At 39.9% G+C, this 25,452-nt stretch carries 26 protein-coding genes and 1 tRNA gene; 20 read left to right on the forward strand and 7 right to left on the reverse strand.

Going from position 1 to position 25,452, the window contains the following annotated elements:
- Window positions 1-258: 258 nt before the first annotated feature.
- Window positions 259-846, forward strand: a complete 588-nt coding sequence (locus QL229_RS16990) for a YceI family protein (protein WP_281547195.1) — start codon at window positions 259-261, stop codon at window positions 844-846.
- Complete coding sequence (locus QL229_RS16995; RefSeq protein WP_281547196.1) at window positions 846-1,364, forward strand: DUF1285 domain-containing protein; 519 nt, start codon at window positions 846-848, stop codon at window positions 1,362-1,364. Before QL229_RS16990 ends, QL229_RS16995 begins: the two co-directional genes overlap by 1 nt.
- On the opposite strand, the gene yihA is transcribed toward QL229_RS16995, so the two are convergent.
- Window positions 1,361-2,008, reverse strand: a complete 648-nt coding sequence (yihA, locus tag QL229_RS17000) for a ribosome biogenesis GTP-binding protein YihA/YsxC (RefSeq protein ID WP_135922779.1) — start codon at window positions 2,006-2,008, stop codon at window positions 1,361-1,363. The genes QL229_RS16995 and yihA overlap by 4 nt on opposite strands.
- A 284-nt stretch (window positions 2,009-2,292) precedes the next feature.
- Here yihA and QL229_RS17005 point away from each other — a divergent pair, with 284 nt between their 5' ends.
- The 3 genes from QL229_RS17005 to QL229_RS17015 all read left to right on the forward strand — a co-directional run bounded on the left by QL229_RS17005 (window position 2,293) and on the right by QL229_RS17015 (window position 4,839).
- The gene (locus tag QL229_RS17005; RefSeq protein WP_135922778.1) at window positions 2,293-2,925 is read left to right on the forward strand and encodes a c-type cytochrome; all 633 of its coding nucleotides are present in this window, start codon (window positions 2,293-2,295) and stop codon (window positions 2,923-2,925) included.
- 802 nt (window positions 2,926-3,727) lie between these two features.
- Window positions 3,728-4,327 carry a Der GTPase-activating protein YihI gene (gene yihI / locus QL229_RS17010; protein ID WP_135922777.1) on the forward strand — a complete coding sequence of 200 codons (600 nt, stop codon included), beginning with the start codon at window positions 3,728-3,730 and terminating at the stop codon, window positions 4,325-4,327.
- Complete coding sequence (locus tag QL229_RS17015; RefSeq protein WP_135922776.1) at window positions 4,324-4,839, forward strand: DUF2489 domain-containing protein; 516 nt, start codon at window positions 4,324-4,326, stop codon at window positions 4,837-4,839. The genes yihI and QL229_RS17015 overlap by 4 nt, the downstream gene beginning before the upstream one ends.
- A 60-nt stretch (window positions 4,840-4,899) precedes the next feature.
- Here the strand turns inward: QL229_RS17015 and hemN are convergent, their stop codons facing one another.
- Entirely contained in the window at window positions 4,900-6,273 is a 1,374-nt protein-coding gene (gene hemN / locus QL229_RS17020) for an oxygen-independent coproporphyrinogen III oxidase (RefSeq protein ID WP_281547197.1), read from the reverse strand.
- 272 nt (window positions 6,274-6,545) lie between these two features.
- Between hemN and QL229_RS17025 the strand changes: the two genes are divergently transcribed.
- Both QL229_RS17025 and QL229_RS17030 read left to right on the forward strand, forming a co-directional pair.
- Window positions 6,546-6,622: transfer RNA gene (locus tag QL229_RS17025), tRNA-Ile, on the forward strand.
- A 174-nt stretch (window positions 6,623-6,796) separates the two neighbouring features.
- Window positions 6,797-8,518, forward strand: coding sequence for a DUF6119 family protein (locus tag QL229_RS17030; RefSeq protein ID WP_281547198.1), 1,722 nt, complete (start codon window positions 6,797-6,799; stop codon window positions 8,516-8,518).
- A 10-nt stretch (window positions 8,519-8,528) separates the two neighbouring features.
- On the opposite strand, the gene QL229_RS17035 is transcribed toward QL229_RS17030, so the two are convergent.
- Entirely contained in the window at window positions 8,529-8,756 is a 228-nt protein-coding gene (locus QL229_RS17035; RefSeq protein ID WP_348649205.1) for a hypothetical protein, read from the reverse strand.
- Window positions 8,757-8,939: 183 nt separating this feature from the next.
- Here QL229_RS17035 and QL229_RS17040 point away from each other — a divergent pair, with 183 nt between their 5' ends.
- The 6 genes from QL229_RS17040 (at window position 8,940) to QL229_RS17065 (ending at window position 14,518) form a co-directional block, all read left to right on the forward strand.
- Complete coding sequence (locus tag QL229_RS17040) at window positions 8,940-9,665, forward strand: zeta toxin family protein (RefSeq protein WP_235383241.1); 726 nt, start codon at window positions 8,940-8,942, stop codon at window positions 9,663-9,665.
- A gap of 8 nt (window positions 9,666-9,673) precedes the next feature.
- Window positions 9,674-9,841 (forward strand): hypothetical protein, encoded by a 168-nt coding sequence (locus tag QL229_RS17045; protein WP_166338703.1) that lies wholly within the window; start codon window positions 9,674-9,676, stop codon window positions 9,839-9,841.
- A gap of 312 nt (window positions 9,842-10,153) precedes the next feature.
- Window positions 10,154-10,861, forward strand: coding sequence for a hypothetical protein (locus QL229_RS17050; RefSeq protein WP_281547199.1), 708 nt, complete (start codon window positions 10,154-10,156; stop codon window positions 10,859-10,861).
- Between the two features lie 21 nt (window positions 10,862-10,882).
- Window positions 10,883-11,386 (forward strand): sigma-70 family RNA polymerase sigma factor, encoded by a 504-nt coding sequence (locus QL229_RS17055; RefSeq protein ID WP_281547200.1) that lies wholly within the window; start codon window positions 10,883-10,885, stop codon window positions 11,384-11,386.
- Window positions 11,387-11,390: 4 nt separating this feature from the next.
- Window positions 11,391-11,963: a hypothetical protein gene (locus tag QL229_RS17060; RefSeq protein WP_281547201.1), complete on the forward strand. Its 573-nt coding sequence runs from the start codon at window positions 11,391-11,393 to the stop codon at window positions 11,961-11,963.
- 482 nt (window positions 11,964-12,445) lie between these two features.
- Entirely contained in the window at window positions 12,446-14,518 is a 2,073-nt protein-coding gene (locus QL229_RS17065) for a M13-type metalloendopeptidase (protein ID WP_281547202.1), read from the forward strand.
- A 533-nt stretch (window positions 14,519-15,051) separates the two neighbouring features.
- Here the strand turns inward: QL229_RS17065 and yjgA are convergent.
- Window positions 15,052-15,573, reverse strand: a complete 522-nt coding sequence (gene yjgA / locus QL229_RS17070) for a ribosome biogenesis factor YjgA (protein ID WP_135922769.1) — start codon at window positions 15,571-15,573, stop codon at window positions 15,052-15,054.
- Window positions 15,574-15,710: 137 nt separating this feature from the next.
- Between yjgA and pmbA the strand changes: the two genes are divergently transcribed.
- Window positions 15,711-17,048, forward strand: a complete 1,338-nt coding sequence (pmbA, locus tag QL229_RS17075; protein WP_281547203.1) for a metalloprotease PmbA — start codon at window positions 15,711-15,713, stop codon at window positions 17,046-17,048.
- Window positions 17,049-17,177: 129 nt separating this feature from the next.
- Window positions 17,178-17,594: a VOC family protein gene (locus QL229_RS17080; protein ID WP_135922767.1), complete on the forward strand. Its 417-nt coding sequence runs from the start codon at window positions 17,178-17,180 to the stop codon at window positions 17,592-17,594.
- Window positions 17,595-18,130: 536 nt separating this feature from the next.
- Here the strand turns inward: QL229_RS17080 and QL229_RS17085 are convergent.
- On the reverse strand, window positions 18,131-18,787 hold the full coding sequence (locus QL229_RS17085) for a LiaF domain-containing protein (protein ID WP_135922766.1): 657 nt from the start codon (window positions 18,785-18,787) through the stop codon (window positions 18,131-18,133).
- 329 nt (window positions 18,788-19,116) lie between these two features.
- Between QL229_RS17085 and QL229_RS17090 the strand changes: the two genes are divergently transcribed.
- From QL229_RS17090 to QL229_RS17100, 3 genes are all read left to right on the forward strand, one after another.
- Entirely contained in the window at window positions 19,117-19,686 is a 570-nt protein-coding gene (locus QL229_RS17090) for a BON domain-containing protein (protein ID WP_281547204.1), read from the forward strand.
- Window positions 19,687-19,743: 57 nt separating this feature from the next.
- Window positions 19,744-19,902: a YqaE/Pmp3 family membrane protein gene (locus QL229_RS17095; RefSeq protein WP_064971745.1), complete on the forward strand. Its 159-nt coding sequence runs from the start codon at window positions 19,744-19,746 to the stop codon at window positions 19,900-19,902.
- 254 nt (window positions 19,903-20,156) lie between these two features.
- Window positions 20,157-20,366 carry a hypothetical protein gene (locus QL229_RS17100; protein WP_135922764.1) on the forward strand — a complete coding sequence of 70 codons (210 nt, stop codon included), beginning with the start codon at window positions 20,157-20,159 and terminating at the stop codon, window positions 20,364-20,366.
- Here the strand turns inward: QL229_RS17100 and QL229_RS17105 are convergent.
- Window positions 20,351-22,378, reverse strand: a complete 2,028-nt coding sequence (locus QL229_RS17105; RefSeq protein ID WP_135922763.1) for a methyl-accepting chemotaxis protein — start codon at window positions 22,376-22,378, stop codon at window positions 20,351-20,353. The two genes, QL229_RS17100 and QL229_RS17105, sit on opposite strands and share 16 nt — an antisense overlap.
- Window positions 22,379-22,501: 123 nt before the next feature.
- On the opposite strand from QL229_RS17105, the gene QL229_RS17110 reads away from it, so the two are divergent.
- The gene (locus QL229_RS17110; protein ID WP_253038163.1) at window positions 22,502-23,272 is read left to right on the forward strand and encodes an NADP-binding protein; all 771 of its coding nucleotides are present in this window, start codon (window positions 22,502-22,504) and stop codon (window positions 23,270-23,272) included.
- On the opposite strand, the gene hutC is transcribed toward QL229_RS17110, so the two are convergent.
- Window positions 23,273-23,980 (reverse strand): histidine utilization repressor, encoded by a 708-nt coding sequence (gene hutC, locus QL229_RS17115; protein ID WP_281547205.1) that lies wholly within the window; start codon window positions 23,978-23,980, stop codon window positions 23,273-23,275.
- A 138-nt stretch (window positions 23,981-24,118) separates the two neighbouring features.
- On the opposite strand from hutC, the gene hutI reads away from it, so the two are divergent.
- Window positions 24,119-25,360, forward strand: a complete 1,242-nt coding sequence (gene hutI / locus QL229_RS17120) for an imidazolonepropionase (RefSeq protein ID WP_281547206.1) — start codon at window positions 24,119-24,121, stop codon at window positions 25,358-25,360.
- The last annotated feature ends 92 nt before the right edge of the window (window positions 25,361-25,452 follow it).

Raw genomic sequence — 25,452 nt, forward strand, 5'->3', positions numbered from 1 at the left:
CGAGCGTTTTCATTGCGGATGCAATTTCTTTTTAACGCGGACTTTGTTAAAGTCCGCGCCGTCCTCATCCTGTAGGACATCCTGTTGATGATGCATCTGAAAAGATGCAACGTATTGATAGCTTCTCCCCAGTTTGCTATACCGGCTCGCTTGTTATTGAGCGAGCCGTTTTTTCTCTTCTTATCATACAATTCATTGCACAAATTAACGCAGGTGATACCATCTAATAGATTGTTATTATCTTCGAAGGAATGCGTTATGTTTAAATCTGTGGCCTTTGCCGCCTTATCATTATCAAGTTTATTAGTTGCTCCTTTTGCTAGTGCAAACTGGCAGGTTAACAATGAGCAAAGCAAGGTTAGCTTTGTATCTATCAAAAAGAATTCAATTGCTGAAGCGCATCATTTCAAAAAAGTATCAGGTACGTTGAATGAGCAAGGTCAATTCAAGTTAATGATCGATCTTAGCTCTGTTGAAACGCTAATTCCTATCCGTAATGAGCGCATGACTAAATTGTTGTTCGAAACAGCTGAGTTTCCTCATGCAGTTTTAACTGCTGATTTAAGTAAATCATTATTAGCACTGAAGCCAGGACAACATGTATTAACTGGTTTGAAAGCCGAGCTTGACTTCCATGGCAATAAAAAAGAGTTAACGATTGATGTACTGGCAAACATGTCACCCAATGGTGATGTGACAGTTTCTTCGTTCTCACCAGTGATTATTAATGCAGCTGATTTCAAAGTAACAGAAGGCATTGCACAGCTACAAAAGCTTGCTGGTTTACCATCTATTGCAACAGCTGTTCCTGTAACTTTTTCTTTGACGCTCGATAAAGATAAGTAATGCAGTCGCTTGCCGAGCTAGAAGCTGCACTTGCAGAGCCTGATAAACCTTTTGATCAATGGCAACCAGACAATTGTGGTCAGTTGCCTATTGAGATCAATGGTCAAGGAGTGTGGTTTTATGCTGGCAGCGAAATTCAACGGGAGGCAATGGTCAAACTATTTGCATCCGTACTTTGTAAAGAAGCCAATACTTACTATTTAAAAACGCCAGTAGAGAAAATGGCGATTACAGTCATTGATGTGCCATTTGTTATTGTTGATTGGTATTTTGAAGAGACCGAGCAAGGGCAGGCTTTATGCTGTGTTGATAATCTACAACGCACTTGGTTAGTGACATCATCGCAACCACTACAATTACGCAAATTTGAAAATCTGCAGGTACCTTATTTACAGTTAGCACATGGGTTAGTGGCAAGAGTATCGAGAAATGTTTATTATCAATGGGCTGAAATAGCCTGCTCAGACGAGCAGGGCTACTTTATAGAGTCATTAGGTAAGCGTTATTACTTGGCCTAAGCTTCTGGTTCTTCTTCAGATTCAGGAGTTTGAACTTCAATTGGCCCTAAGAACCATTCATCTAGCTTTTTAGCAACTTCTGGCAAGCCTGTTCCTTTTAATGATGAAAATGCATGAACAGTAATATCACCTTCCAAGCTACTTAGCTCACGGCGAACTTGTAAAACTTGTGCTTTACGTGCACCCTGTTTTAATTTGTCGGCTTTAGTTAAAAGTGCAAGCACTGGGATCTCACTGCCAACGGCCCAGTCAATTAAGTCACGATCAAGATCTTTTAGTGGATGACGAATATCCATTAAAATAACAATCCCTTTCAAACTTTGGCGCTTTTGTAAGTACTCACCTAACGATTTTTGCCATTTCTTCTTCATTTCGATTGGCACTTTCGCAAAGCCATAACCAGGTAAGTCGATAAGGCGTTTATCAGCATCAAGCTCAAAAGTATTGATCAACTGAGTACGACCCGGCGTTTTAGAGGTACGTGCTAACTTTTGATCAGTTAGCGTATTAAGGGCACTTGATTTACCCGCATTAGAGCGACCAGCAAACGCGACTTCAATCCCCGTATCAGCAGGCAAGCGTGAGATGTCAGGTGCGCTAGTAACAAAGGACGCAGTATTGTATTTGATACGAGATTTGAGCACAGGCTCTCCTAATCTTTTATAAATAATGTTGAACAGTGACTAAAATTCACTTAAGACGCGTATTTTATACTATTAAAGCAGCATTCAAAAGCGTATTTAAGCGTGCTAAATTTAGTTACTTAGTGGGAAAATTTCTAGATAGAAACTTAATCTAAGTCAAATCCCTATAAATTATGAGCTTAAAGTGGGCAGAAAACGTGCCAGAGAATTTATTATCGTGTAGAATATAGAAATCACAACATCCATATTGTAGATGATACAGGGTCGGAAACAGAGAATTCACCATGAAAAAAATAGCACTATCTTTAACTATATTGCTTGGAACGTTGTCAGCAAGCAACGCAACAGCATTTGATGGCGATGTAAACGCAGGTAAAGAGAAATCGGCAACGTGTGCGGCCTGTCACGGCCCAGACGGTAATGCACCGGTTAATATCTACCCTAAAATTGCAGGCCAACACGCAGATTATATCTATAAACAATTACAAGAGTTTAAATTAGGTATGACGTCTGGCGGCAAAGAAGGCCGTATGGATCCAGTAATGAGTGGTATGGCTATGCCGCTTAGCGATCAAGACATGAAAGACCTAGCAGCTTACTTCTCTTCTTTAAATATGTCTGAAGGTTCAACACCTAAAGATGTAGTAGAAGTGGGTCAGCAGCTTTATAAAGCCGGTGATGCAGAGCGTGGTATTCCAGCATGTGCTGCGTGTCACGGTCCTCGTGGTAACGGTACATCACTTGCTAAATTCCCAAAAATTTCGTTCCAACACCCAGAATACATCAAGTCTCAACTTGAAAAATTCCGTGATGGTACACGCAATAATGACCTAAACGGCATGATGCAAGACATCGCTAAAAAATTAACAGACAAAGACATCGAAGTTCTTTCAAAATACTTAGGTGGCTTACACTAAAGTCTGATTGCCGAATGTAAATATTGGCATTAAAGTGTACAAATTGTAAAAAAAGCAGCGCAAGCTGCTTTTTTTTCATATTTATCTCATCGAAATTTCTTACTTCCTTGTGAGACATTGCCCACACTTCAATGTGAGCTAAATCTTATTTTTATTTTTTTTTATAATATAACAAATTGTTTTAAAAGGTAATTGTCGTTTTTTAATCTTTTGACTGTAAGAAAAGTTATATAAATTAGTTGTAACAAAATTATTAATGAGTAAATTAACCACTGTCGCTGAGACAATAAAAACAACAAGGACAAAGCAATAAGGAAAGTGATTGCGGCAAATCTTTAGGGGGTTACATCGTTTGATGTACTAAAGGAAATAACAAAAAAGTGTCAGGATTGACCGAGAATAATAAAAGCTCACGGAAGTTTAATAATAAAAACAAAATGGAATGCTACACGGAAGGTTTAAAAATAACAAAATGGATAAAAAATAATAATAAAAATAATAAAGACTAAAAGTCGAAGGGAGAAGTGTCCAAATTATTGGCGCTCAGATTAGTAGGCGGTAGAGATGTTTTCTCTACCGCCTTTTTATTTGTCCTGTTACAATAGCCACCGTTTGTACTAATACCAATCGACTTAAATATTTAGCTGCTAAATAACTTAACACGATTGATATGAGAGTATGAAAAGTGCGCAGTTCGTCATGTTGACAAACCACATCCGCACACCGAATTCTTCTGGTTATGCCAGCATTACAATGCCGCTAAAGGTGTTGTGCACAACCTCTTAAGTGAGACGATCAAGATATGAGTAGAAAGAAAAAGTCGCGTAAAATTCCATCAAATGGCCCGGTACGTCTGAGTAAAGAAAAACTTAGAGAGATGCGAGCGTTGAAGGAGCAGCGAGTTAAAAAGACCAAAGGTGCTAAACCAGGTTCTCGAAACGCCCCTGACGTGCAAAAGGGAGAGAACACAAAGGCTAATAACCAACCGAAAGATAAACGTGTTGGTAGCAAAAAGCCAGTTTCATTAGTTGCGCCTAAAGCTGAACCAAAAGTTGAAATGAAACGTAACTTAAAACCAATGGTTGAGCTTAAGAAAGTTAATGAGCCAGAGCTAACACCAGAGCAAGAGCTAGAAGCATTAGAAAATGATGAGCGCTTATTAAAGCTTGTTGAGCGTCACGAACGTGGTGAGCTGTTAACAGGTAAAGATGCTAAGTACTTCAATAGTCGTATCGCACGTCACCAAGAGTTATGTGAACTGCTAGGTATTGAAGACGAAGACGAGTACGAAGATGACTTTGAAGATGATTCATACGATGAAGGTGAATCTGACTTCGATAAGTACTTATCTGATGACCTAGCAAACGAATGGTTAGATGACGAAGATGAGGATGAACGATGAGCATACCCTTGATTATTGCCATAGTTATTGGTGCGGCAATTATCGCAGGACTTGCGTTTTATGCAGGACAACTTCTGTATAAACTAAAAGAGCAAAATAAGCTTATCGCTAAGAAAAAAGCTGAGTATGCGCTAAAGCTTGCTGACTCAAAAGCAAAGCGTAATGCAAAGTTAGCCGACAGCATTCATTTAATTGCCCGTGCGATGAATGAAGAGCAATGTGAGTTCTCAGAAGGCTGTCTACGCATTTGGGTGCTGATCTCTCAATACAGCTTTGCAGAAGAGTTTGAGTTAAGTGAGCGCTACCCAGGCATATTCAAAATGTACGAAGTTGTAAAAGACATGCCAACGCACGATGCCCGTAAAAAGTACTCTAAAAAAGAGATCTTTAAAATGGACACCACTCGTTGGCGTGCTGAAGAGCAGCATAGCGATGAGATTAAAGCAGATTGCGCACGTATCATTGAAGAGTTTAAAGCAGCTCCAGGCAGCGAAAACGTAGTATTTAATTAAGTTGACGTATCGTTGAATTAAGCTAATTAAACAGCAGAGCCTAGGCTCTGCTTTTTGTTGTTAAATTACTCGTGAGAAACGAGTTTGCTTGATTTGTTGTTGTAGGTGCGCATCAAAGCACATACAAATAATACGAATAAATAAATTACCGCGGGCTGTTACTGTGATCTTATCTTGGCTAACAGACACCAAGCCATCAGCTAGTAATGGGTCCAGTGCTTGCAATGCCTCACAGAAATAGCTGGCAAAGTTGATATTAAACTGTTTTTCGATTGAGGGAATATCCAGCTCAAACTGGCAGATCAATTGTTTGATCACTGCTGCACGTAAAGTATCGTCATCAGTGAGAGCGACACCTTTACATACTGCATTGCCAAAGCCTTCTTGCACGGCTTTGTAATAGTGCTTTAACTCTTTTTCGTTTTGTAAAATGGCATTGCCAATTTGCGAAATTGACGACACACCCAAACCTAATAAGTCACACTGACCATGTGTTGTGTAACCTTGGAAATTACGGTGTAATTTACCTTCATTTTGGGCAATCGCTAGTTCATTATCCTTACGAGCAAAGTGATCCATACCGATAAACTGATAGCCCGCCGCTAACATTTGCTCAAGTGTATTTTTGAACATAGTAAGTTTATCGCCAGCAGAAGGTAAGTCAGCGTCTTTAATTTTACGTTGCGCTGCAAATCTATCTGGTAAATGAGCGTAATTAAACACAGACACGCGATCAGGATTTAGCTCAATCAGCTGTGCAATCGTCTCTTTAAAGCTTTCAGGTGTCTGTAATGGCAAACCGTAAATCATATCGGCATTAATTGATTTAAAGCCAAGCTCACGAGCCTCGCTAATTAAACCTTTTACTGACTGCACGCTTTGCGGACGATTAACCGCCAGCTGTACAGCATCATTAAAATCTTGAATACCAAACGAGACACGATTAAAGCCAAGCTTACGTAGATGTACTAACATGCCATCAGCTAAAGAGCGAGGGTCAATCTCAATTCCGCGCTCAGCATCATCAGCAAAATTAAAATGCTGCTCAACTAACGCCATTAAGCGGCTCATTTGCTCTGTAGATAAAAACGTTGGCGTACCACCCCCTAAATGCAGTTGCTCAACGTTATAATCAGCAAAAAGCGTTGCCTGCTCAGCAATCTCAAGCGCTAAATTATCGAGGTATAAATCGGCTTTAGACTGATGACGAGTGATCACCTTATTACAACCACAGTAATAACAAAGCTGACTGCAAAAAGGGATATGGATATACAACGATAAAGAACGGCTTTTCGATGCCGCAATCGCGTTAATCATATCTTGTTGGTTATAACCATCAGCTAGAGACAACGCAGTGGGGTAAGATGTATATCTTGGCCCTGAAATATTGTATTTATTGATCAAAGATTGATCCCAGCTTGGTAAATTTATCACAGTCAGCACTCCGCAATTGATTGAGCGGCTATTTTAACGAGTTTAGTGATTTAGCTATTTGATCTAGAACAATGTCGGAGGCTAGAAATCAATCGACATGCTTTAAGGTCGTTGAAAAAACAAAGAGTTTACTATTTGAGCAAATAGTTTAAGGATTTTTAAAATAAAGAGTTTTGCTAGTGACAAGGTTACAAAAACTTTTTATACTGCAACCCGCTTTAGTGAGTTAGCCCTCCTAAACGCATCTCAAAATTAGCAAAAGCTAATACAATGGCCCCTTAGCTCAGTTGGTTAGAGCACACGACTCATAATCGTTAGGTCCCCAGTTCAAGTCTGGGAGGGGCCACCATTTTTAAAAGCTTCCCAAGTAAACACCTACTAACAGAAATTACCCTGTGCTACTTTTCAATATAGCAAATTAATATAATTGTGTAACCTCACTTGCGTTCCACTAATGTTTGCATATTTGTTTTTATAAATTAATACTTCATAGTAAAGTTTTATTTAAATAGTAGGGAACGCTATGGATAACGAGTTAGGACAGATATCACTTTATTTATCTAAGAAAGGTAAAATTTTTAGTGATTTGATTGATGTTGAAAAAATGCCGCAGGTAGAAAGTGACTCTTTTAAAGTTAGAAGCTTTGAGGTTGGAGGTTGTCACTGCGAGTTTTATTGTCATCAAATAAAATCTGACTTATCTCCTCCGCCATGGTTGGACTTTATTAATTCACAGCTAGAGGGGGGTTCCGAAATTAATTTCACAATCTCATCCTTACGTCCAAGTGGGTTATTATTGGTAATGAAAAACGATCGTGTTTTTGCTGCCGCATTTGGGACCCGTGGTCGAAGCTGGTTAAAGAAAAACTTATTTGAGCCAGACTTCGGTATCAAAGTAGCTATGAATTTATGCGGTAATCAAGAAGTTAGACAGGCAAAAAGTTCAGTGCACTCCAGTACAACAAAAATGATTGACCGTCAGTTAAGTAAGCCTTCGGATGCATTTGACTTTGGTATGTCAGAAACTGAATTACTGAGCTATTTATCAGCACACCACTCAGATGATAAAAAAGTTACGTTGCAAGGTAAGAATAACCTAACAGTTAAAGTTGTTGGTGATGATAAGATTAACTGGGAACGTTTGATTTCTAATTTGAATGAGTACCTAGAAGCTTATAATTCAGAAGCTTACAAAGATTTGTTCCCTAATTATCCCAATTTATCTCCGGTTTCCGAAGAAGTGAAAAATGAGCTTGATGAAAAACTTTTGAAGTTAATTCAAGTCGAAGACTTTTCTAAAATACATTTAGCTATTCCAGAGTTCATACCAGATGACGAGTATAGCTTTTCCTACTCGAATTCTGATAAGCGAGAAAATAAAATTTTTTCCCATATTAGCGTTGATGATTTAGCAAAAGTTGTTTTTAAAGATATCAGTAAAATATCGTTAAGTAGCCTGAGTCGCAAAAATATTTATGCATATTCACATGATCAAAACAAGATATTAAGTTATAAAAATTGGTCTCTGTATGAATGTCTTGTTGCCGAAATAGCAGAAGAATCCTGTTATGTTCTTTCTAATGGTGAGTGGAGAAAAGTTGATGATGATTTTTATGAAACAATTAATAACTTTATCAATAAAGAATTGAAAGAAGTTGATATCTCAAGCAGCTATAAAAATATAGATATCTCATGTGGGAAACTCAAGCAAAATAGAGAAGAAAATTTTAATCAAAAATACTGCGACCTTAATCCTGATTCAATAAAATTTGATCAGGCTAAATTACAAATCGGAGAAGGTCGAAAGGATAAAGAGTTTTGTGATATTTTTGAAATTGATAGTCAAGGGAAAGGCAATATAATCCATGTTAAAAAGTATGGAGGGTGTAGCTCAATCAATTATTTATTCTCTCAAGCCCGATTTTATTGTGAATCCTTTTTAGTTGATCCTAAGTTTATTGAACAAATAAGAAACTATATTGAAAAATCAGGCCATCTACAGAAAAATTTATTTTTAGACCATATCAAAGAGATTCCTGAAGAAATATTTGGAACTGATTATTCTGTCAGTCTGTGGTTGCTGTACGATAAAACAAAAATAAAACCTGACAATAATAGCCTGCCACTGATGGCTAAATATGAATTAAAAATGACCTATGAAAGGTTAAGAAGGGTCTTAAAATTTAGTAATGTGAGTTTAAGTATGGTACCTGTTAAAGTTATAAACTTTACAACTTCGAAATAGCTGCAACTATTTACCTTAAATAAACCTCAGTAATTTCAGCCCTGAAATGACCTAGCTCTTGTGATTCAGTTTCGAGAGCTACTTGCCTACTAAGCCCCAAGCTTTTTAGCTCTGCTATTCTCTCTTGTGCGTTACGCCTAAGGCCATGTCCGCCATTAGAAAAGAAGAGTGTGCGACTAGATGCTTTTGAGAATGAGCATGACCATTTATGACCACCACCAATATCATAACGTTGCAACTAGTTAATCTCCCTGCCACGAACTGCTATGGGCTGTGCTCAGCGCCTTTTTAGAGCTGGGAAAAGCGCTTATAAACATAAAGAAACTCTGAAGAGGCTAATCGCATAGGGTTTATTTTGAATTTAAATCACTTGCTAATAGGCACTTTAGGGACATAATAAAAAGATAGGGAAAGGCTTTATATGACACTTGATGAACTAGAACAACATGCCATAGCTTATGCTAAAAAACACAGAACACGTATTGCCCGTGAGTTAACAGACAAAAATCAGTTTCCTCCCGATACAAGACCGGTTTCTGTTTTTATGGCAGGTTCGCCTGGTGCTGGAAAAACGGAAGCTTCAAAAGCTTTTTTAGAAGAGATTGGTGCTGATAATGTACTCAGACTTGATCCCGATGAGTTAAGAGAGCAAATACCTGGTTACACAGGTGATAATTCTTATTTATTTCATCGTGCTGTATCTTTTATTGTAGAGAGGACACTTGACCATGCTTTTAAAAATAAACAGTCATTTTTGTTAGATGGTACCTTGGCAAGTTATGATGTTGCAGAAAAAAATATTGAGCGATCTATTCGTAAAGGTCGAAATGTGCTTATTTTGTTTGTATACCAAAACCCAGAATATGCATGGGAATTTGTTGAAGCTAGAGAGAAGTTAGAAGGGCGTAGAATTTTACCAAATACTTTTATAGATCAATTTTTTGCATCACAAAAAGTTATAAAGGAACTTAAGGCAAAGTTTGGAAGTCAAATTAAAGTAGATTTATTAGTTAAGAATAATAAGGGTCGAACACGCTTTTATCATGATAATGTTCAGGCAATTGAGCATCATTTAGATGAAAAATTCACTAGAGAAGATCTAGAGAGCCTGATAAAATCATCGTCCAGCTCAAAAAACGAGCTTTAGGAGTGCCTATGTTTTCAAATTTAATAAAGCCAAAGCAAGCTCAAAATTCTAAGCTTTCAGACTTTGTACTTGATTCAAGCTCAAGTGAGAAAAAGCGAGTTTATAATCAAGTTATTGAGCGAGCAATTTCCTCTCAAGTACAGGTAGTAAATAAAGCACCTGCTGGCCATAAGTAATTATTAAAAGTCCCTATGTGGGACTTTTTTGCTTAAGAAAGAAACACAATTTCAAATAGGTAGTTAAATTAAACACCTCTTATAGACCCAAAATTCTTTTATTAGCTTTACTAGCTTAATCTCAAAAATTTCTACACCTCTTTTTTATCCTTAAAATTCAACGAAATAAAATTATTTTTAATTTTTTAAAAATATTTTGTCAGGTTTTTTGAGTTTGTCTCGTCTATAGCTGCAAATGACACGAAGTTGTTCTATTTGGTGGTAGCGATAGGCAGTGTCTTATGTATCTATTTTTACGAAAAGGACAAACTCATGACGACTACAACCTCAACTGTGAATACGCTAAAACTTGATTCAATGAACGCACCATTTAGTGATGCTACTCTTTGGTTAAAAGAAGGATGGGGGCTATTTAAAAAAGCACCGTTTAAACTTTTCTTACTTATGACGCTGTTCGCTATTGTACCTGGTGTGGTGCAACTATTGCCTGCACCTACAGGTTTAACCGTATCAAAATGGTTAGCGCCTATGCTTATGGCAACGGTATGGCCTTTGTTGTTTAACTTGAATAATAACCAGAGATTTTCATTTAGGCACAATGCAACATGGGCGAAGTGGGGCAGAGTTGCGATTTGGTCTGTTGTGGGTATTTTACTGGCGCTGGTGCAATTTGCTGTTGGCAGTGCTTTGATCGGTAGTGAGCAGTTATCGGTATTATTGTCTGGTCAATTTGTTGATGTTGAGCGCTGGCGCGTAGGGGTTATGTTTGTATCAATTGTCCCTATAAATATGCTGCTTATGTTTGTGGTGCCCCTGTTACTTTTAAATAATGCTTCGCTTATTTCAGCTGTAAAAGAAAGTATTACAACCGCATTAACGGTGATTAAACCATTAAGCATGCTTTGTTTGATTAATATGCTTGTTACCTTTGTTGCCCCTTATAGTCTTTTACCCATGCTATTGGTGGGGCCTGTATTAGCATGTGCCTTCTTTTGTGCCTATAATCGCTTGTTCAAATAATAATAAAAACATGGAAGTACAGTGAAAGCTGACGTTCAAATAAACTCGTTGCTGAATGAATACGCGCCGTTGTTGGCGCGTGTTGCTGCAACCTACGAGATAAACCAAGCGCTGCAAGATGAGCTCATTCAAGAGATGTCGCTGGCTGTTTGGCGCGCTTTTGAAAGTAGCGGCTCATCTCCCGATATTGCCTTTCGAGGTGATGCCAGCATGAAAACCTATATTGCCCGAATAGCTCACAATAAAGCGGTTGATCATGTCATTAAAGAGCAAAACCGCAAAGAGATGGCAAGCTCTGAAAGTATTAATTACACCCACGCCTTAAGTGCTCATAAATCACCAGACGACAGTTTAGATTTAATGGCCGCCCTTCGTAAATTAGCGCTGAAATACCGGCAGGTGCTTGCTTTACAGCTTGAAGGGTTTAATCAAAATGAGATAGCTCAAACGCTGGGATTGTCTGAAGATGCAGTTGCTAAACGTGCAAGTAGAGCAAGACAACAACTTGCGAGCCTAATGGAGTAATAAAGTGAATAAATTCGAAGCAGATGATCAATTAGCCAAGTGGCAGCAGGCATTCGTGCAGGCAACCCCGAAAGTGGATAGCGCGGCGTTAATTGCACAAACACAAAAGTCGCGAACTAAGTTAAAGCTAAAAGGTTTAATCGACTCTTTATTAGGTGTTGTGGTAACCGTATTTTGTATTTACGCCATGTTGTTTGAGGCAAAAAATACCTATGAAACCATTATGTTTGCGCTATTAGTGCCTATTCCTCTAGGTTTTGGAATTTGGTCATACCGTTTAAGACGAAAGCTTTGGCGAGCAGAAACACTAGACGTCAATGCAATGCTTAATTTTAAAGAAAACCAGCTGAAGCACCAAGTTCATTACTGGCATGTGAGTTTTATTGGCTGCGTTGTGCTTTGGTGCGCTTTGCTAATCGTTGCCTTGTTTAATATGGTTATGTTTAAAACATACAGCCTATGGCTTATCCAGCTTGGCATTAATGGCATTATCGTACTGGCTGTTTATATACGTTATAAAAAACTAAGAGCACAGCTTGCTAAAGCGCTAGAGAGTATTCAAGCAATGCGTGGATAATGCTTCTTGACGAGCCGTTCCTAAAACTTATATAACGTGTTATTCAAATAATAATAAAGGATATATAGATGGAAGTTTTATACAGTATTTTGTTTTGGGGATCGCCTGTCGGCTTGGGTTTGTTCTTTTTCTTATCATGCACGGGGGCTGGGGTGCTTTTTTGGGGGATTGCACAGCTTAAGAAAGCTTCATCTAATTAAAAAGCTGATGTGTGAAAACATCGGCTCATAACGACTTCGACTTGCGAAATATACGCTAATTAAATGAGTTGTTAGGAATACCATTACGGTCTTCACCTTATCGCTTTTCTCCCTCTCACCGCTCAGATATGCCGCTTATCTTTTTTTGATAAGAATTGTTACATATTCGGTTTTATTGTTTTGGTTGAGAGGTTTATTATGGAGAAAGCGAAAAACTAATGATTAATTAGGTTTGCTAGTTTTTCGATAAATACATCAAAAAATAATTAGTACGGGACTCCCATGAAAAAAGTAACACTTACCGCGGCAAGTATTGCACTAGCCCTCGGTCTTGTTGGTTGTGGTGAAAAAGAACAAGAAACTAAAGCACCAGCAACTGCGGCCGTCACTGAAGCAAAAGCACCTTTAAATTCAGGTATTGAACTGGCGAACATGGACAAGTCTGTTCGCGCACAAGATGACTTTTACTATCACGTAAACGGCGAATGGTTAGAAAAAACAGAAATTCCGGGTGATAAATCAAACTATGGTTCATTCACTCAGCTTTATGATGATTCGCAAAAAGCGATGAAAGAAGTGCTAGAAAAGGCAGCGACAAACACTAATGTTAAACCGGGGTCAGATGAAGCTAAGTTAGCGGCGTTCTATAACAGCTATATGGATGAAGCAGGCCGTGAAGCGGCTGGTATCAAACCATTAACGCCAGTACTTGCAAGCGTTGATGCAGTAAAGAGCAAGCCTGAGCTTGTTGCTTTAATGGCTGAACTTCGCATTAAAGGTGGTAGCTTACCATTTGGTTATTATGTCAATAATGATGCAAAAAACTCGAGCGAATACGCGATGTATGTTTATCAGTCTGGTTTAGGTTTACCAGATCGTGATTATTATCTAAAAGACGATGAAAAATTCACAAAAATTCGTGAAGCTTACCAAGCATACGTTACAGCTATCTTAAGTAAAGCGGGTGTAGCAGATGCAGAATCTGCGGCTAAAGCTATTATTGATCTTGAAACAAGCATTGCTGATGCGCAGTGGAGCCGTGTTGAAAGTCGTGATGCTACTAAATCTTACAACAAGATGAGCGTTGCAGATGCTAACAAACTTACTGGCGACTTTGACTTTGCAGCTTACCTTGATGCGTCAGGTATTAAAACTGAAGAGGTAATCATTCGCCAACCTAGTTACCTAGAAAAATTTGCAGGTATCTACAAGGATACAGACTTAGCAACTTGGCAGAATTACCTTAAGTTCCACTTTGTGAGCAACTACGCTGCACTATTAGATAAAGAGCTTGTAGATCTTAACTTTGATTTTTACAGCACAACGCTTCGTGGTGTGACTGAGCAATCTCCGCTTTGGAAAAAAGCAGTTGATGCATCAAACGGTGTATTAGGTGAAATGCTTGGTAAAGTATACGTTAAAGATAACTTCCCACCTGAAGCGAAAGCGCGTATGGAAGAGTTAGTTGATAACGTAATTAGAGGTTACGCAGTTGCGATTGAAAACCTTGAGTGGATGAGCCCAGAAACAAAAATCGCTGCAAAAGAAAAGCTTGATAAGTTCACGCCAAAAATCGGTTACCCAGATAAATGGAAAGACTACTCAGCACTTGAAGTTAAAAGCGATGATTTAGTCGGTAATTACATTCGCCACAGCGAATGGGAGTATGCCGATATGATTGCTAAACTAGGTAAGCCAGTTGATCGTTCTGAGTGGCACATGACACCACAAACAGTAAACGCTTACTACAACCCAGTGAACAACGAAATCGTATTCCCTGCGGCTATCTTACAACCGCCATTCTTTAACCTTGAAGCCGATGACGCTGTTAACTACGGTGCAATCGGTGCGGTAATCGGCCACGAACTTGGTCACGGTTTTGATGACCAAGGTGCGAAATACGATGGTGACGGAAACTTACGTAACTGGTGGAGCGAATCAGACCTTAAACAGTTTGAAGAGCGCACAGGTCAGCTAGTTGCTCAGTATAATGAATATAAGCCGTTTGAAGATGCTAGCGTAAATGGTGAGCTAACATTAGGTGAAAATATTGGTGACTTAGGCGGCTTAACAGTTGCCTATACTGCTTACCAATTATCACTTGGTGATGAAAAAGCGCCTGTGATTGATGGTTACACGGGTGATCAACGTTTCTTCATGGGATGGTCACAAATTTGGCGTCGTAAATACCGTGACGAAGAGTTACGCAACCGCCTAATGACAGACCCGCATTCACCAAGCCACTACCGTGTAATCGGTATTCTTTCAAACATGCCAGAATTCTATCAGGCGTTTGATGTGAAAGAAGGCGACAAGATGTATATCAAACCAGAAGATCGCGTAAAAATCTGGTAATTGATTATCGATTTAAAAAGGCTCTGAGTGAACGCTCAGAGCCTTTTTTGTTTTAGGAGCAGAAAGCTTTTAGCCGTCAGTTTGAAGCTGAACTAATGGGGTATGTTAGTACTGCGTTCATTTGCTGTTATGGTGGTGAGCGCTAGAAAGTCGCGCAAAAATATATTCACAAAGAGAAGTGAATGAGAAGAGAAAGAGTAAACCAAAAAGATATCTTAATTTATTTCTCTTTAGCGCTGCGTCTCTTGGCCTCTTTGTGAAAATTACCGAAGTCTGTTTGCACAAAGAGAAGTGAATGAGAAAAGAATGAGGAAACCACAAGATCATTTTTTACTTTCTCTAAAGCGCAGCGTCTCATGATCTCTTTGTGATAATTTGGTTTTCTCTGTGGTTCAAATATGTTTTTCACAAAGAGAAGTGAATGAGGAAAACAAAAAATATTTTGTTTACCTCATCAGCCAAGCGCCTCAAAATCTCTTTGTGCGATTAAATGTCTTTGCTGTAGGCGTGATATTTATTTCGCGCGAAGGAAATTAAACCATAATCGCATCTTTAAGATACTGGAATAACTCTTTGTACGCTTTGGCTGGCTTTTCAGCTTTTACTTCTTTTGCGGCGCTGCGTACTAACTGGCGCATTTTTTGGCGCTCAAGAGAAGGGTATTGATCAATTGTTGAATTGATTAGATCGTCACCTTGTTTGATTAAATCATCACGTAGCGTTTCGATTTTGTTCATCAAAACATCCGCTTGGTTGTTTTTGTTGAGCATAATATCGATCATCGCTTGGATTTCATCAACGTTTTCAGTAGTACGTAATACTTTTGCGATATAGTTTAAGTTACGACGGTAAGCATCGCTCTTATCACTTACTTTATCAGAAACAACAAGGGCTTCTTTTAAATCGTGATTGAGTGGTAAGCGATCGCGTTGCTTTTTCGGCATTTTCGCGATTTCAGCACCCAAACCATGATATTGCATGGCTTCACGTTTTAACTCGCTTTTTGATACGTAAATAATTTCTTCTTCGATAAGTGGCTTTTTCTTCTTCGCCATAAGGATGCTCATTCAGTAAACTTAACTATTCGCTATTATACGTCATTTAGTTAATGATTAATATTAGCTGATGCACGTCTCGCAGTGTGTTAGCATTCGCTACACTATAAAAAATATCAGAACCTAGGACACACAAGATGAAAGATCCTATTTATCAACACATTTCTGAAGTGAAAGACGCGGTAAGCGAAGTACTTGAGCATGCAAGAAAGTTGGGTGCTACTGCTGCAGAAGCGGCGATGTCGAGCACGTCAGGTTTGTCTGTTAGTACGCGCATGGGCGAAGTTGAAACAATAGAGTTTAACCAAGACGGTGGCTTAGGTATTAGTGTTTATGTGGGGAATAACAAAGGCTCTGCTTCAACGGCTGATTTAAACCCTAAAACATTACGTACAGTGGTCGAAAAAGCCATTGATATTGCTAAATTCACTTCAGATGATCCATACAATGGTATCGCTGATAAAGAACTGCTTGAATTCGCACCACTTGATTTAGATCTGTATCACCCGTGGGAAGTAAGCCCAGAGCAAGGTATTGAGCTTTGCCATCAAGCAGAGCAGGCGGCACTAAACGCCGATGAGCGTATTGTAAATTCAGACGGTGCGAGTTTTTCTTCTCACCAAGGTTTGCGTGTTTATGGCAACAGCCATGGCATGATTGCAGGTTACCCGCGCACGCGTCATAGCATTAGCACCATGGTGATTGGTAAAGATGGCGAGCAAATGCAGCGCGATTCTGCTTATACCGTAGCGCGACATAAAGATGATTTAAACGATGCTGCAAAAGTAGGCCTCGAAGCGGCAACAGAAACATTGGCTAAGCTTAATAGTCAAAAGCTAGGTACTATGAAAGTGCCAGTTATCTTCAGAGCAGATATTGCCAACTCACTATTCGGTCATTTAGTGTCTGCGATTGGTGGTGGCGCGCTTTACCGTAAATCGAGCTTCTTGCTTGATAGCTTAGGCACAAAAGTATTTAGTGATTGTGTAAATATTTCTGAGCGTCCACATTTATTAAAAGGCTTAGCGTCTTCACCATTCGACTCGGAAGGGTTAAAAACTATCGACCGTGAAATTATTCAAGGTGGTGAGCTTCAAACATATCTATTAGCAAGCTACGCTGCACGTAAACTGTCTATGACACCAACGGGTCATGCTGGTGGTATTCATAACTGGTTAGTTGAGCAAACTCATGCTGACTTAAAAGCACTCTTAAAAACTATGGGCACAGGTTTACTAGTAACCGAGCTTATGGGTCAAGGTGTGAACACTGTAACGGGTGATTACTCACGTGGCGCGGCGGGTTTCTGGGTTGAGAATGGCGAAATCCAATACCCAGTCAGTGAAATCACAATTGCTGGTAACTTAAAAGATATGTTTAAAGCGGTAGTCGGTTTAGGTGGTGATATCGAGCGCCGTGGCGGTATTCAAACCGGCTCTGTATTGATTGAACAAATGCAGGTTGCTGGTAGCTGATTCATCAATAACTACTCAATTTTTAAAGCCTCACGTTTGTGGGGCTTTTTTATTTGAAAAAGTGCTTTACCTGAACTTAACTTGAGGTTTTATCTTGATGGCAGTTTAAAAATAAAAAGGAAAACTACCATGTATTTAGAGCACGTAAACCTTGTTGTTAGTAATGTTGATGCCATGCTGCACTTTTATAAAGCCGCATTCCCACATTGGCGGGTGCGTAGCCAAGGTGATAGCACATGGTCAGGCAAGCCGCGTAAATGGCTGCACTTTGGTGATGATTACCAATATCTTGCACTGAGTGATAACGGTGAAGACGAAAACCGTGATTTAGCAGGGCACCAAGTGGGCCTTGCTCATTTTGCTTATGTGACAAACGATATTAATGCCGTAATTGAACGTTTGGTTGACGCTGGTTATGAAATAGATAAACAGGGTCCAGAAAACCCCTATCGTAAAAATGTATATTTTATCGATCCCGCAGGTTTTGAAGTTGAGTTTGTAGAGTATTTCAGTGATATACCGAGTGAGAGAAATAATGACTTGTAGCTAGAGCTGTCAGCTTTTAGCTGTCAGTTTTGAGCCGAGCGGTGTTGTTTTAGGCCTTTACCAAAGGCCTGCCTCTTAAGAGGTACTTTAGTGCTGAAAGTATTTGCACAAAGAGAAGTGAATGAGAAGAGAATGAGGGAACCTCAAGATCATTTTTTACTTCCTCTAAAGCGCAGCGCCTCTTAACCTCTTTGTGCGATTAAATGTCTTTGATGTGGGGGTGAAGTTTAGTGAGCTTTCAGCTGTCAGTTTGAAGCCGAGCGGTGTTGTTTGTAGGTCAGGTATTGATTGATGGAATAGCGTTGTATGTAAGATGCGTCAAGCAAGCGTGACGCCTACGGTGTAGGGGCCTTTTAACGCCGAACAGCTTTACTTTATTCACGGCTAAAGCTGTTCCCACGTTTGACGTAGGCGTGAAATTTATTTCGCGCGCATTCTAGTAGGTCGTGCTTTAGCGCGTCATTGGTGAAACGTATGCAATATCTTGTCGCCATAAATGACGACCACATTAACATAATCGCAACTCGCAACTTTTACTACATCTTATTCATCTCTTTCCAACTGGCTTTTAGACTGTTGGCAAAGCTGATGAACTTTTCTTTCATGGTACGTTTAACTGAAATCTCGACTGAGCCTAGCCATACATTACCTTCAATGGTAATGGTTGGGCCTTGGCCTTTATTTAAGGCGACTGATCTGTTCTCTACACTGCCAATAACGCTGAACAGCTTTGATACCACATTGACATGTTCTGGCACATAGATTTCGTCGTTACCTAAAATACAGTTCACGTAAATAGTGACATGTTGGTGCTGGAAAATCGCTTCGCTAAAATCGAGCTCAATTGAACCTAAGCAGTTTGTAAGGTGAATTTCTTTTGGCACTACCCACTGGCCGCTGCGCTCATTTGAACCCAAAATACTACGAAGCTGCAGACTTTCGTTATCGCTGCTGTGGCCATAATGAGGTTTAAATTGCGCATGCTTTTGCGATTTGTAGTCAATATCAGCTTTAAGCTCTAAGTCCGCAACAAGTTCAACGAGTACTTCGTTGCTGGTGGCTTCCATTGCTTGGTCTAAGCGGCGTTCAAATGCTTCAGCTGAAATAACAGCATGACTGTAGTTATAAATGAGTTGATCAATTACTTCTTCTCTTACTTGATCGATTGGGCGATCTTCAAGTTTAACGGCCATGGTAGTTCCCTGTTGTGATTATCAAAGTGATTTTTATGTTATTCGTAATAAAGCAAAGCTTAGGCCAAATTTTATTTTATTATAAATCAATATGTTGTGTTTTATAGTGTCAACGTTACTTAGTTAAATTAACCACAGATTAATAAAATCAGCAACTAAATGGTTATTTTTGCAATATAGTGAACTTCTTACCGAGCAGCCTGTAAATCTTTACCGAATTGAATATAAATAGTCGCTGAATGAGGGTTTAAGGTATTGAAATTAAAAAAATAAATAGTTGGCATCATAGTCGCATTGGTAAAAGTGTCTTAAATCAAAAGGAGAAGATTATGAACACTTTTAACAAATCTATGATTGCCGCTTTAGTAATTGGTGCAACAACAAGTATGTCAGCTCAGGCAAGCAGTTGGGAAAATGAAAGTAAAGATGCTTGGATTGATGGTAAGGCAGAAACTGTGCTTCTTATGAACACAAACCTTAACAACTTTGACATCAACACTGATGTAACGAATGGCAAGGTTGTACTTACAGGTAAAGTTGATAGTGAATTAGATAAAGAGCTTGCTGAAGAGCTTGTTCTTAGCCTGGATGGCGTTAGCTCTGTTGATAACAAACTAACGGTTGTTAAAAACATGAAGGCTAAGAAAATGAAAGCAGATAAAGCTGATTCAACTGAAAGCGATTTAACAGATGCGAAAATCAGTACTGTAATCACAACACGTTATTTATTTAACTCAGAAGTAGGTGGTACAGACATCGATGTTGATACCGATAACGGTGTAGTAACACTTAAAGGTACTGTTGAGTCTGATGCTGAAAAGCAATTAGCAATCAGTATCGCTGAAAACGCTGAAGACGTTCGCAAAGTAATCGATGAATTAACGATTGTTGCTGAATAACAGCAAGCCTAAATTAGCCCAGCTTTGGCTGGGCTAATAGATTTCAAGGAGTGAGTCATGGATTTAATACGTATTATTTTATCGGTTTTAATTCCACCTCTTGGCGTATTTTTACAGGTAGGTTTAGGTGCGCAGTTCTGGATTAATATTCTTTTAACCTTATTAGGGTACATTCCAGGTTTGATTCATGCTGTGTATATCATCGCTAAGCGATAATTACCTCATTAATCAGCAAGGATGAGTCAGGGAACACAGCAAGGAGCAGCTGTAGGAGTAAAGGACGATAAACCGCAAGGAGTTTACAGTATGGACAATGTAGCACAGCAAAAAGGACAGCAAGGAAGTAACAAAGCGTTATGGAGTAGCGCACAATGGCAACGCTTTATGGATAAAGTGAACGGAGATGACAGCAAGGGATAAGCTCAGGCTTGGAGCCAAACAGGATGAAGCTAGCGTAAGGAGGTGACTATATGGAACAAGTACAAACGCAACCAACACAAGGATTGACCGACAAAGGAGTTGCTTTATGGAATAAGCAACAGTGGCATGAATTTATGGAACACGCGAAAGCGGTTGCGCCACGATTAACAGGGAAGGCTGACGATAAAAACCCGATGTCATCTTCAGGTGACATCGGGTTTTTAATAACTTCGGCAATTTATCTTTATAACTTAAACTGATTTACTGTCTTATTTAAAGACGCTGCCAATTCATTTAAATCACGTGCTTCATCTGCCAATTCATGAGCATGATCCGCAGTGCTATTAACAAGGTGGTTAATAGCCGCCAGGCTATTATTAATATCTTCTGCAACCACAGTTTGCTGTTCTGTTGAAGTCGCAATTTGATGACTCTGATCTTGTACATTTGTCACTGATTGCGCGATATCTTGCAGTGCTTGCAATACAATTTGCGTTTGCTCAACGGAGCCTTCAGCACGCTCTTGACCCTGTTGCATCATAGTTGATGCTTGTTGAGCAATTTGCTGTAAGCGACTGATCATATTTCGAATATCATCCGTTGATTCTTGCGTTCTGCTTGCTAGTGAACGAACTTCGTCAGCCACAACAGCAAAGCCTCGCCCTTGCTCACCGGCTCGTGCCGCTTCAATTGCTGCATTAAGTGCTAGTAAGTTAGTTTGCTCTGCAATTGAGTTGATTACGTCGATCACAGCGCCAATGTTGCCACTTTCTTGTTCAAGACCTGCAACTACTTTAGATGCTTCGCCGATGTGGCTTGCAAGCGCAGTCATTACTGACTGAGCTTGTGTAGAGCGCTTAGTGCCATCGACTGTAATGGCTTGCACTTCTTCGGCTGCATTATTGGTATGCTGCGCATTACGTGAAATTTCGAGTACTGTAGATGCCATTTCAGTAACAGCGGCACTTACACTATCAACTTGTTGTTTTTCTTGCTGAATTTCATCATTGGTTTTTTGCGATACAATTTTCAGCTGACTAGCTGCTTGGCTCAGCTGCTCTGCTTGCGCGGCTGTGTTGAGCATCATTGCACGTAATTTATCGATGAAGGTGTTCATATGATGAGCAAGCTGGCCAACTTCGTCCTGACTATGAATTTCAATTTTTTGTGTTAAATCGCCATCGCCTGATGCGATATCACGCATGATGTAAGTCAGTTTTGTAAGAGGTTTGGTGATCATTTGCGTGGCCCAAAAGATCATCGCAATGATAATCGCAAGGATGATGATTAATGATGTAGTGGTTGTCATCACCGCATCGTTAACTGGCTCATCAATCATGCTAGTTGGGATCAAAATCCCGACATACCAATCAAGATATGGACTTTCTAGTTCAAGGCGATTGTATACAACGTAATATTGCTCACCTTTAAATGTGACATAGCTGCTACCATCTTTTTGGCTTTTCATCGCGCGGTTTAATTCGCTAAAGCCTGATGTGTCGCTAAATTGTTTTTCGAGGGCATCTAAGCCTTCTTTACCATTAGGGCCTTCGTCAGTCACAGATAATTTATGGCCAGTACGCTCAGAGAAGTGAACAACCTTTTGATTGCCATCTAGCAAGAAGCCAAAACCTTGGCCATTAAAGCGAATGGCCTCAACCATGTCGTTGATATTGTTGAGCTGTAAATCAACCCCACCAAAACCAACAAGTTTGTTTTGTTTATTATAAACTGGCTGTTGCACAACCGCTGAGGCATTACCTGTGGTTAAATCTACAGAAATAGGGCCAACATAAAGTTTGTTGATCTTTAAAGCATCTTGCCACCAACCACGTTTATAAGCGTAATAAGGCTGGCCATTGTAGTGGGTGGTTCGCTCGTTTTCTTTAAAGTATTCGCCTGTTGTTGCTGATGCAAAGAAGGCCGATAGAATGTTGTCATCGTTACCACTGATACGAACAAAATCTTGATTAACGTTGTCGTATCCTGGTTGGTTATCAAGGCTTTGATCACGTTTAGTCCAGTTGTCAAACCAGTTTACTAAGTGCGGATTTGTTACGAAGGTTTCAACAACTTTACCGTATTTAGCAAAGTAACCTTGCATTGACAGTCGTTCGCTTTGTAAGTAGCTATCAGCTTCGCGTTGAATCGCTTTGCGAGATAGGTCAGCAATATGATTAACAAAGAAACTAGACGCGATGATCAGTAGTACACTAATCGTCCCGCCAATCAGCAGTAATATTTTTTTACGTAAAGAGAGATTGTTTAACATAGGTGCACGTATTTTTATTATCGGTTAGAGTTATCTATCTAATCATATTTGCGCTTAAATCGCTACTTTGCAAAACGGTAGTTATTAATAAAATATTACAAAATACATAGGGTAAGTTACTAAATGGTTGTGAATGATAATAAAATGGTAGTGCTAGGTGCAGGTTGGTTGGGGCAAGCTCTTTGTCTTAAGGCAAAGGGGTTGGCGTGGCAGGTGCAGGGGACACACCGTAGTCGCGATCACGAACATGACTTTCAGCGTCAGTTTGCACTTGAAGATGGTGTACTTAAACATGACGTATCACTTGAAGGAGCATGGTGGGTGTGTGCAATTCCACCGCGTAGCCGCAGCTCAGAAAGTAATTATTTAGATACATTGCAAGCTGGGCTTGAACTTGCCAAACACCTAAATTGTAAAGGCTTTATTTTATGTTCTTCGACAGGTGTTTACCCAACTGACAATGGTTGTTACGACGAAAGCACAGAAATTAACTGCCAATCAGCACGCCAACAAACATTATACGATGCGGAGCAATTAGTGCTAAATGCGGGTGGCAAGGCATTGCGCTTAGCGGGACTTGTAGGCCCCGAACGTGACCCAGGTAAGTTTGTTGCAGGTAAAGAGCTTACTAGCTCAAGTCAGCAAGTGGTGAACATGGTACAACAGCAAGATGTAATAGCGGCGATTTTTTCAGTGCTTGAAAACTGGTCTAACGCCAATAGCATTTATAACGTTGTTAACCCAGCGCATCCAACAAAAGCGGACTACTACCAGCAAAAATGCTCTGAACTGGGTAATCAACCACCCACCTTTACAAGTCATGAAGCTGGCGAACGTATCATTGATGGTTCGGCTATTGAGGCGCTGAACTTTCACTATCAATTGCCAATTTAATTACTTTTTAAAGGTTAAGTGACCGCCGAGTCTGTATTTACTACCTGGTGAGACTAAGCGTGCAAAGCTTACAATGCCATTTGCTGACCACGTTCGGCGGATCACTTGCAAACAAGGCTCTTCATTGTAGAGATTAAGCCATTCGCACATTTCTTGGTTAGGCATAATCGCCTCAACCGTATGTCTGGCCTCAGTTAATGGCGCACTGGTTGATAAATACTCATGGGGGGTTAGGCTGTGGAAATCTTGTTGTAAGTAATCTTTTGCCAGAGCCGGGTTCACAAAGCGCTCTTCTACTTGCAGAGGTTGCTCGTTCTCGTTGTGAACGATGACGCTACGATAAACATGACTGTCTACATCAACGCCCAATGCAATTGCAATAGGGGCAATTGCACGTATTGATTCCATCACTAAAATTGTACAGCTGTAATCACTGTTACGAGCTTTAACTTCATCAGCGATGTTTTTAATTTCGAGCAATGATGATTGTGACTTAAAGCTTGCTACAAAAGTCCCTTGGCCTTGGCTACGAGTTAGTATACCAGCGTCTGTAAGTTCAGATAACGCGCGTCTGGCCGTCATGCGGCTAACCTGAAACTGGCTGGTTAATTCGTTTTCTGAGGGCACGCGGCTATTTTCTTGCCATTGACCCGATCGAATGTTTTCCAAAATATATTCTTTTATTAGCGCAAACTTAGGGACGCTCATTGTGAAAGTGCACAGGTAAGTTAACAGTGTGTAACAAGGTGGCATAATTTTCTTGTATATACAAGATGAGTTGTTAAACTTTAAGCTAATTTGATTAGGCGCTTTAAAGCTCGCAGCAGATATAAGTATAGGTGAAAAATGCATACAACGAACGATAGCCAAATGCACTGGGATTTAGTGATCACAGATGCCAATATTGCCACCATGGATCCTCAAGTTGATGCGCCTTACGGTGCTATAGAAAATGCAGCGATCGCAGTAAAAGAAGGTAAAATTGCTTGGTTAGGTTCGCAAGCTGACTTACCAAACTTTGATGCATTAGCAACACCGACTATCTCAGCTAAAGGGCAATGGTTAACACCGGGATTAATTGATTGCCACACTCACTTAGTGTTTGCCGGTAGCCGCGCTGAAGAGTTCGAGCAACGCTTGCAAGGTGTCAGTTATGAGCAAATTGCTGCTAATGGCGGCGGTATTGCAAGTACAGTAAGAGCAACGCGCGCAGCAGACCACGAAACCTTATTTGTCAGTGCGAAAGAGCGCTTAAATGCTTTATACGCAGAAGGCGTGACTACGGTAGAGATCAAATCTGGCTATGGTCTTGACTGCGAAAACGAAATTAAGCTACTCGAAGTGGCTCGCTTATTAGGTGAAAATCATCCGGTTGATGTTAAAACCACATTTTTAGGTGCTCACGCATTGCCACCTGAATATAAAGGCCGTAGTGATGAGTACATTGATTTGGTTTGCGGTGAGATGCTTGACCGTGTTGTTGAAGCTGATTTAGCTGATGCGGTTGATGCATTTTGTGAAAATGTCGGTTTTAGTAACGAGCAAACTCGCCGTGTATTTGAAGCGGCTAAAAAGCACAACTTACCCGTTAAGTTGCATGCTGAGCAGTTATCTAATCAACATGGTGCAGAACTTGTTGCTGAATTTAATGGCTTATCAGCCGACCATATTGAACATTTAGATGAAGCAGGCATTCAAGCAATGGCCAAAGCAGGCACTGCGGCAGTGCTGTTACCGGGGGCATTTTATTTCTTACGCGAAACAAAATACCCGCCAATTGAATTACTTCAGCAGTATCAGGTGCCTATTGCTATATCAACCGACTTCAACCCAGGAACGTCACCATTGTGTTCATTGCATTTAATGATGAATATGGCCTGTACTATTTTTCGTATGACACCAGAGCAAGCGCTTGCAGGTGTAACACGTAATGCCGCCAAAGCCTTGGGTCTTGATGATCGAGGTGTATTAAAAGTGGGGGCACGCGCTGATATTGCTCACTGGCAAATATCCCACCCTGCGCAATTAAGTTACCAATTCGGCGTAAATAAACTGTTAAATCTGTGGATTTTGGGTAGACTTAGTTAGAAGTTATTTTTACGTATTTTTGGATTAGATGTCATTGATTGCCAGTTTAGCGAGTAACGGTGTAGGGCTCGTAAATTTAAGTAGTGATGCAG

The sequence above is a fragment of the Pseudoalteromonas sp. PAR1 genome (assembly GCF_947311895.1).
Taxonomy (GTDB): Bacteria; Pseudomonadota; Gammaproteobacteria; order Enterobacterales; family Alteromonadaceae; genus Pseudoalteromonas; species Pseudoalteromonas lipolytica_C.

Excerpts from the sequence above, each read along its gene's own strand:
- QL229_RS16990 (WP_281547195.1), top strand. The coding sequence starts at position 259 with ATGTTTAAATCTGTGGCCTTTGCCGCCTTATCATTATCAAGTTTATTA.
- QL229_RS16995 (WP_281547196.1), top strand. The coding sequence starts at position 846 with ATGCAGTCGCTTGCCGAGCTAGAAGCTGCACTTGCAGAGCCTGATAAA.
- QL229_RS17005 (WP_135922778.1), top strand. The coding sequence starts at position 2,293 with ATGAAAAAAATAGCACTATCTTTAACTATATTGCTTGGAACGTTGTCA.
- yihI (WP_135922777.1), top strand. The coding sequence starts at position 3,728 with ATGAGTAGAAAGAAAAAGTCGCGTAAAATTCCATCAAATGGCCCGGTA.
- QL229_RS17015 (WP_135922776.1), top strand. The coding sequence starts at position 4,324 with ATGAGCATACCCTTGATTATTGCCATAGTTATTGGTGCGGCAATTATC.
- QL229_RS17030 (WP_281547198.1), top strand. The coding sequence starts at position 6,797 with ATGGATAACGAGTTAGGACAGATATCACTTTATTTATCTAAGAAAGGT.
- QL229_RS17040 (WP_235383241.1), top strand. The coding sequence starts at position 8,940 with ATGACACTTGATGAACTAGAACAACATGCCATAGCTTATGCTAAAAAA.
- QL229_RS17045 (WP_166338703.1), top strand. The coding sequence starts at position 9,674 with ATGTTTTCAAATTTAATAAAGCCAAAGCAAGCTCAAAATTCTAAGCTT.
- QL229_RS17050 (WP_281547199.1), top strand. The coding sequence starts at position 10,154 with ATGACGACTACAACCTCAACTGTGAATACGCTAAAACTTGATTCAATG.
- QL229_RS17065 (WP_281547202.1), top strand. The coding sequence starts at position 12,446 with ATGAAAAAAGTAACACTTACCGCGGCAAGTATTGCACTAGCCCTCGGT.
- yjgA (WP_135922769.1), bottom strand. The coding sequence starts at position 15,573 with ATGGCGAAGAAGAAAAAGCCACTTATCGAAGAAGAAATTATTTACGTA.
- pmbA (WP_281547203.1), top strand. The coding sequence starts at position 15,711 with ATGAAAGATCCTATTTATCAACACATTTCTGAAGTGAAAGACGCGGTA.
- QL229_RS17080 (WP_135922767.1), top strand. The coding sequence starts at position 17,178 with ATGTATTTAGAGCACGTAAACCTTGTTGTTAGTAATGTTGATGCCATG.
- QL229_RS17085 (WP_135922766.1), bottom strand. The coding sequence starts at position 18,787 with ATGGCCGTTAAACTTGAAGATCGCCCAATCGATCAAGTAAGAGAAGAA.
- QL229_RS17090 (WP_281547204.1), top strand. The coding sequence starts at position 19,117 with ATGAACACTTTTAACAAATCTATGATTGCCGCTTTAGTAATTGGTGCA.
- QL229_RS17095 (WP_064971745.1), top strand. The coding sequence starts at position 19,744 with ATGGATTTAATACGTATTATTTTATCGGTTTTAATTCCACCTCTTGGC.
- QL229_RS17100 (WP_135922764.1), top strand. The coding sequence starts at position 20,157 with ATGGAACAAGTACAAACGCAACCAACACAAGGATTGACCGACAAAGGA.
- QL229_RS17105 (WP_135922763.1), bottom strand. The coding sequence starts at position 22,378 with ATGTTAAACAATCTCTCTTTACGTAAAAAAATATTACTGCTGATTGGC.
- QL229_RS17110 (WP_253038163.1), top strand. The coding sequence starts at position 22,502 with ATGGTTGTGAATGATAATAAAATGGTAGTGCTAGGTGCAGGTTGGTTG.
- hutC (WP_281547205.1), bottom strand. The coding sequence starts at position 23,980 with ATGAGCGTCCCTAAGTTTGCGCTAATAAAAGAATATATTTTGGAAAAC.
- hutI (WP_281547206.1), top strand. The coding sequence starts at position 24,119 with ATGCATACAACGAACGATAGCCAAATGCACTGGGATTTAGTGATCACA.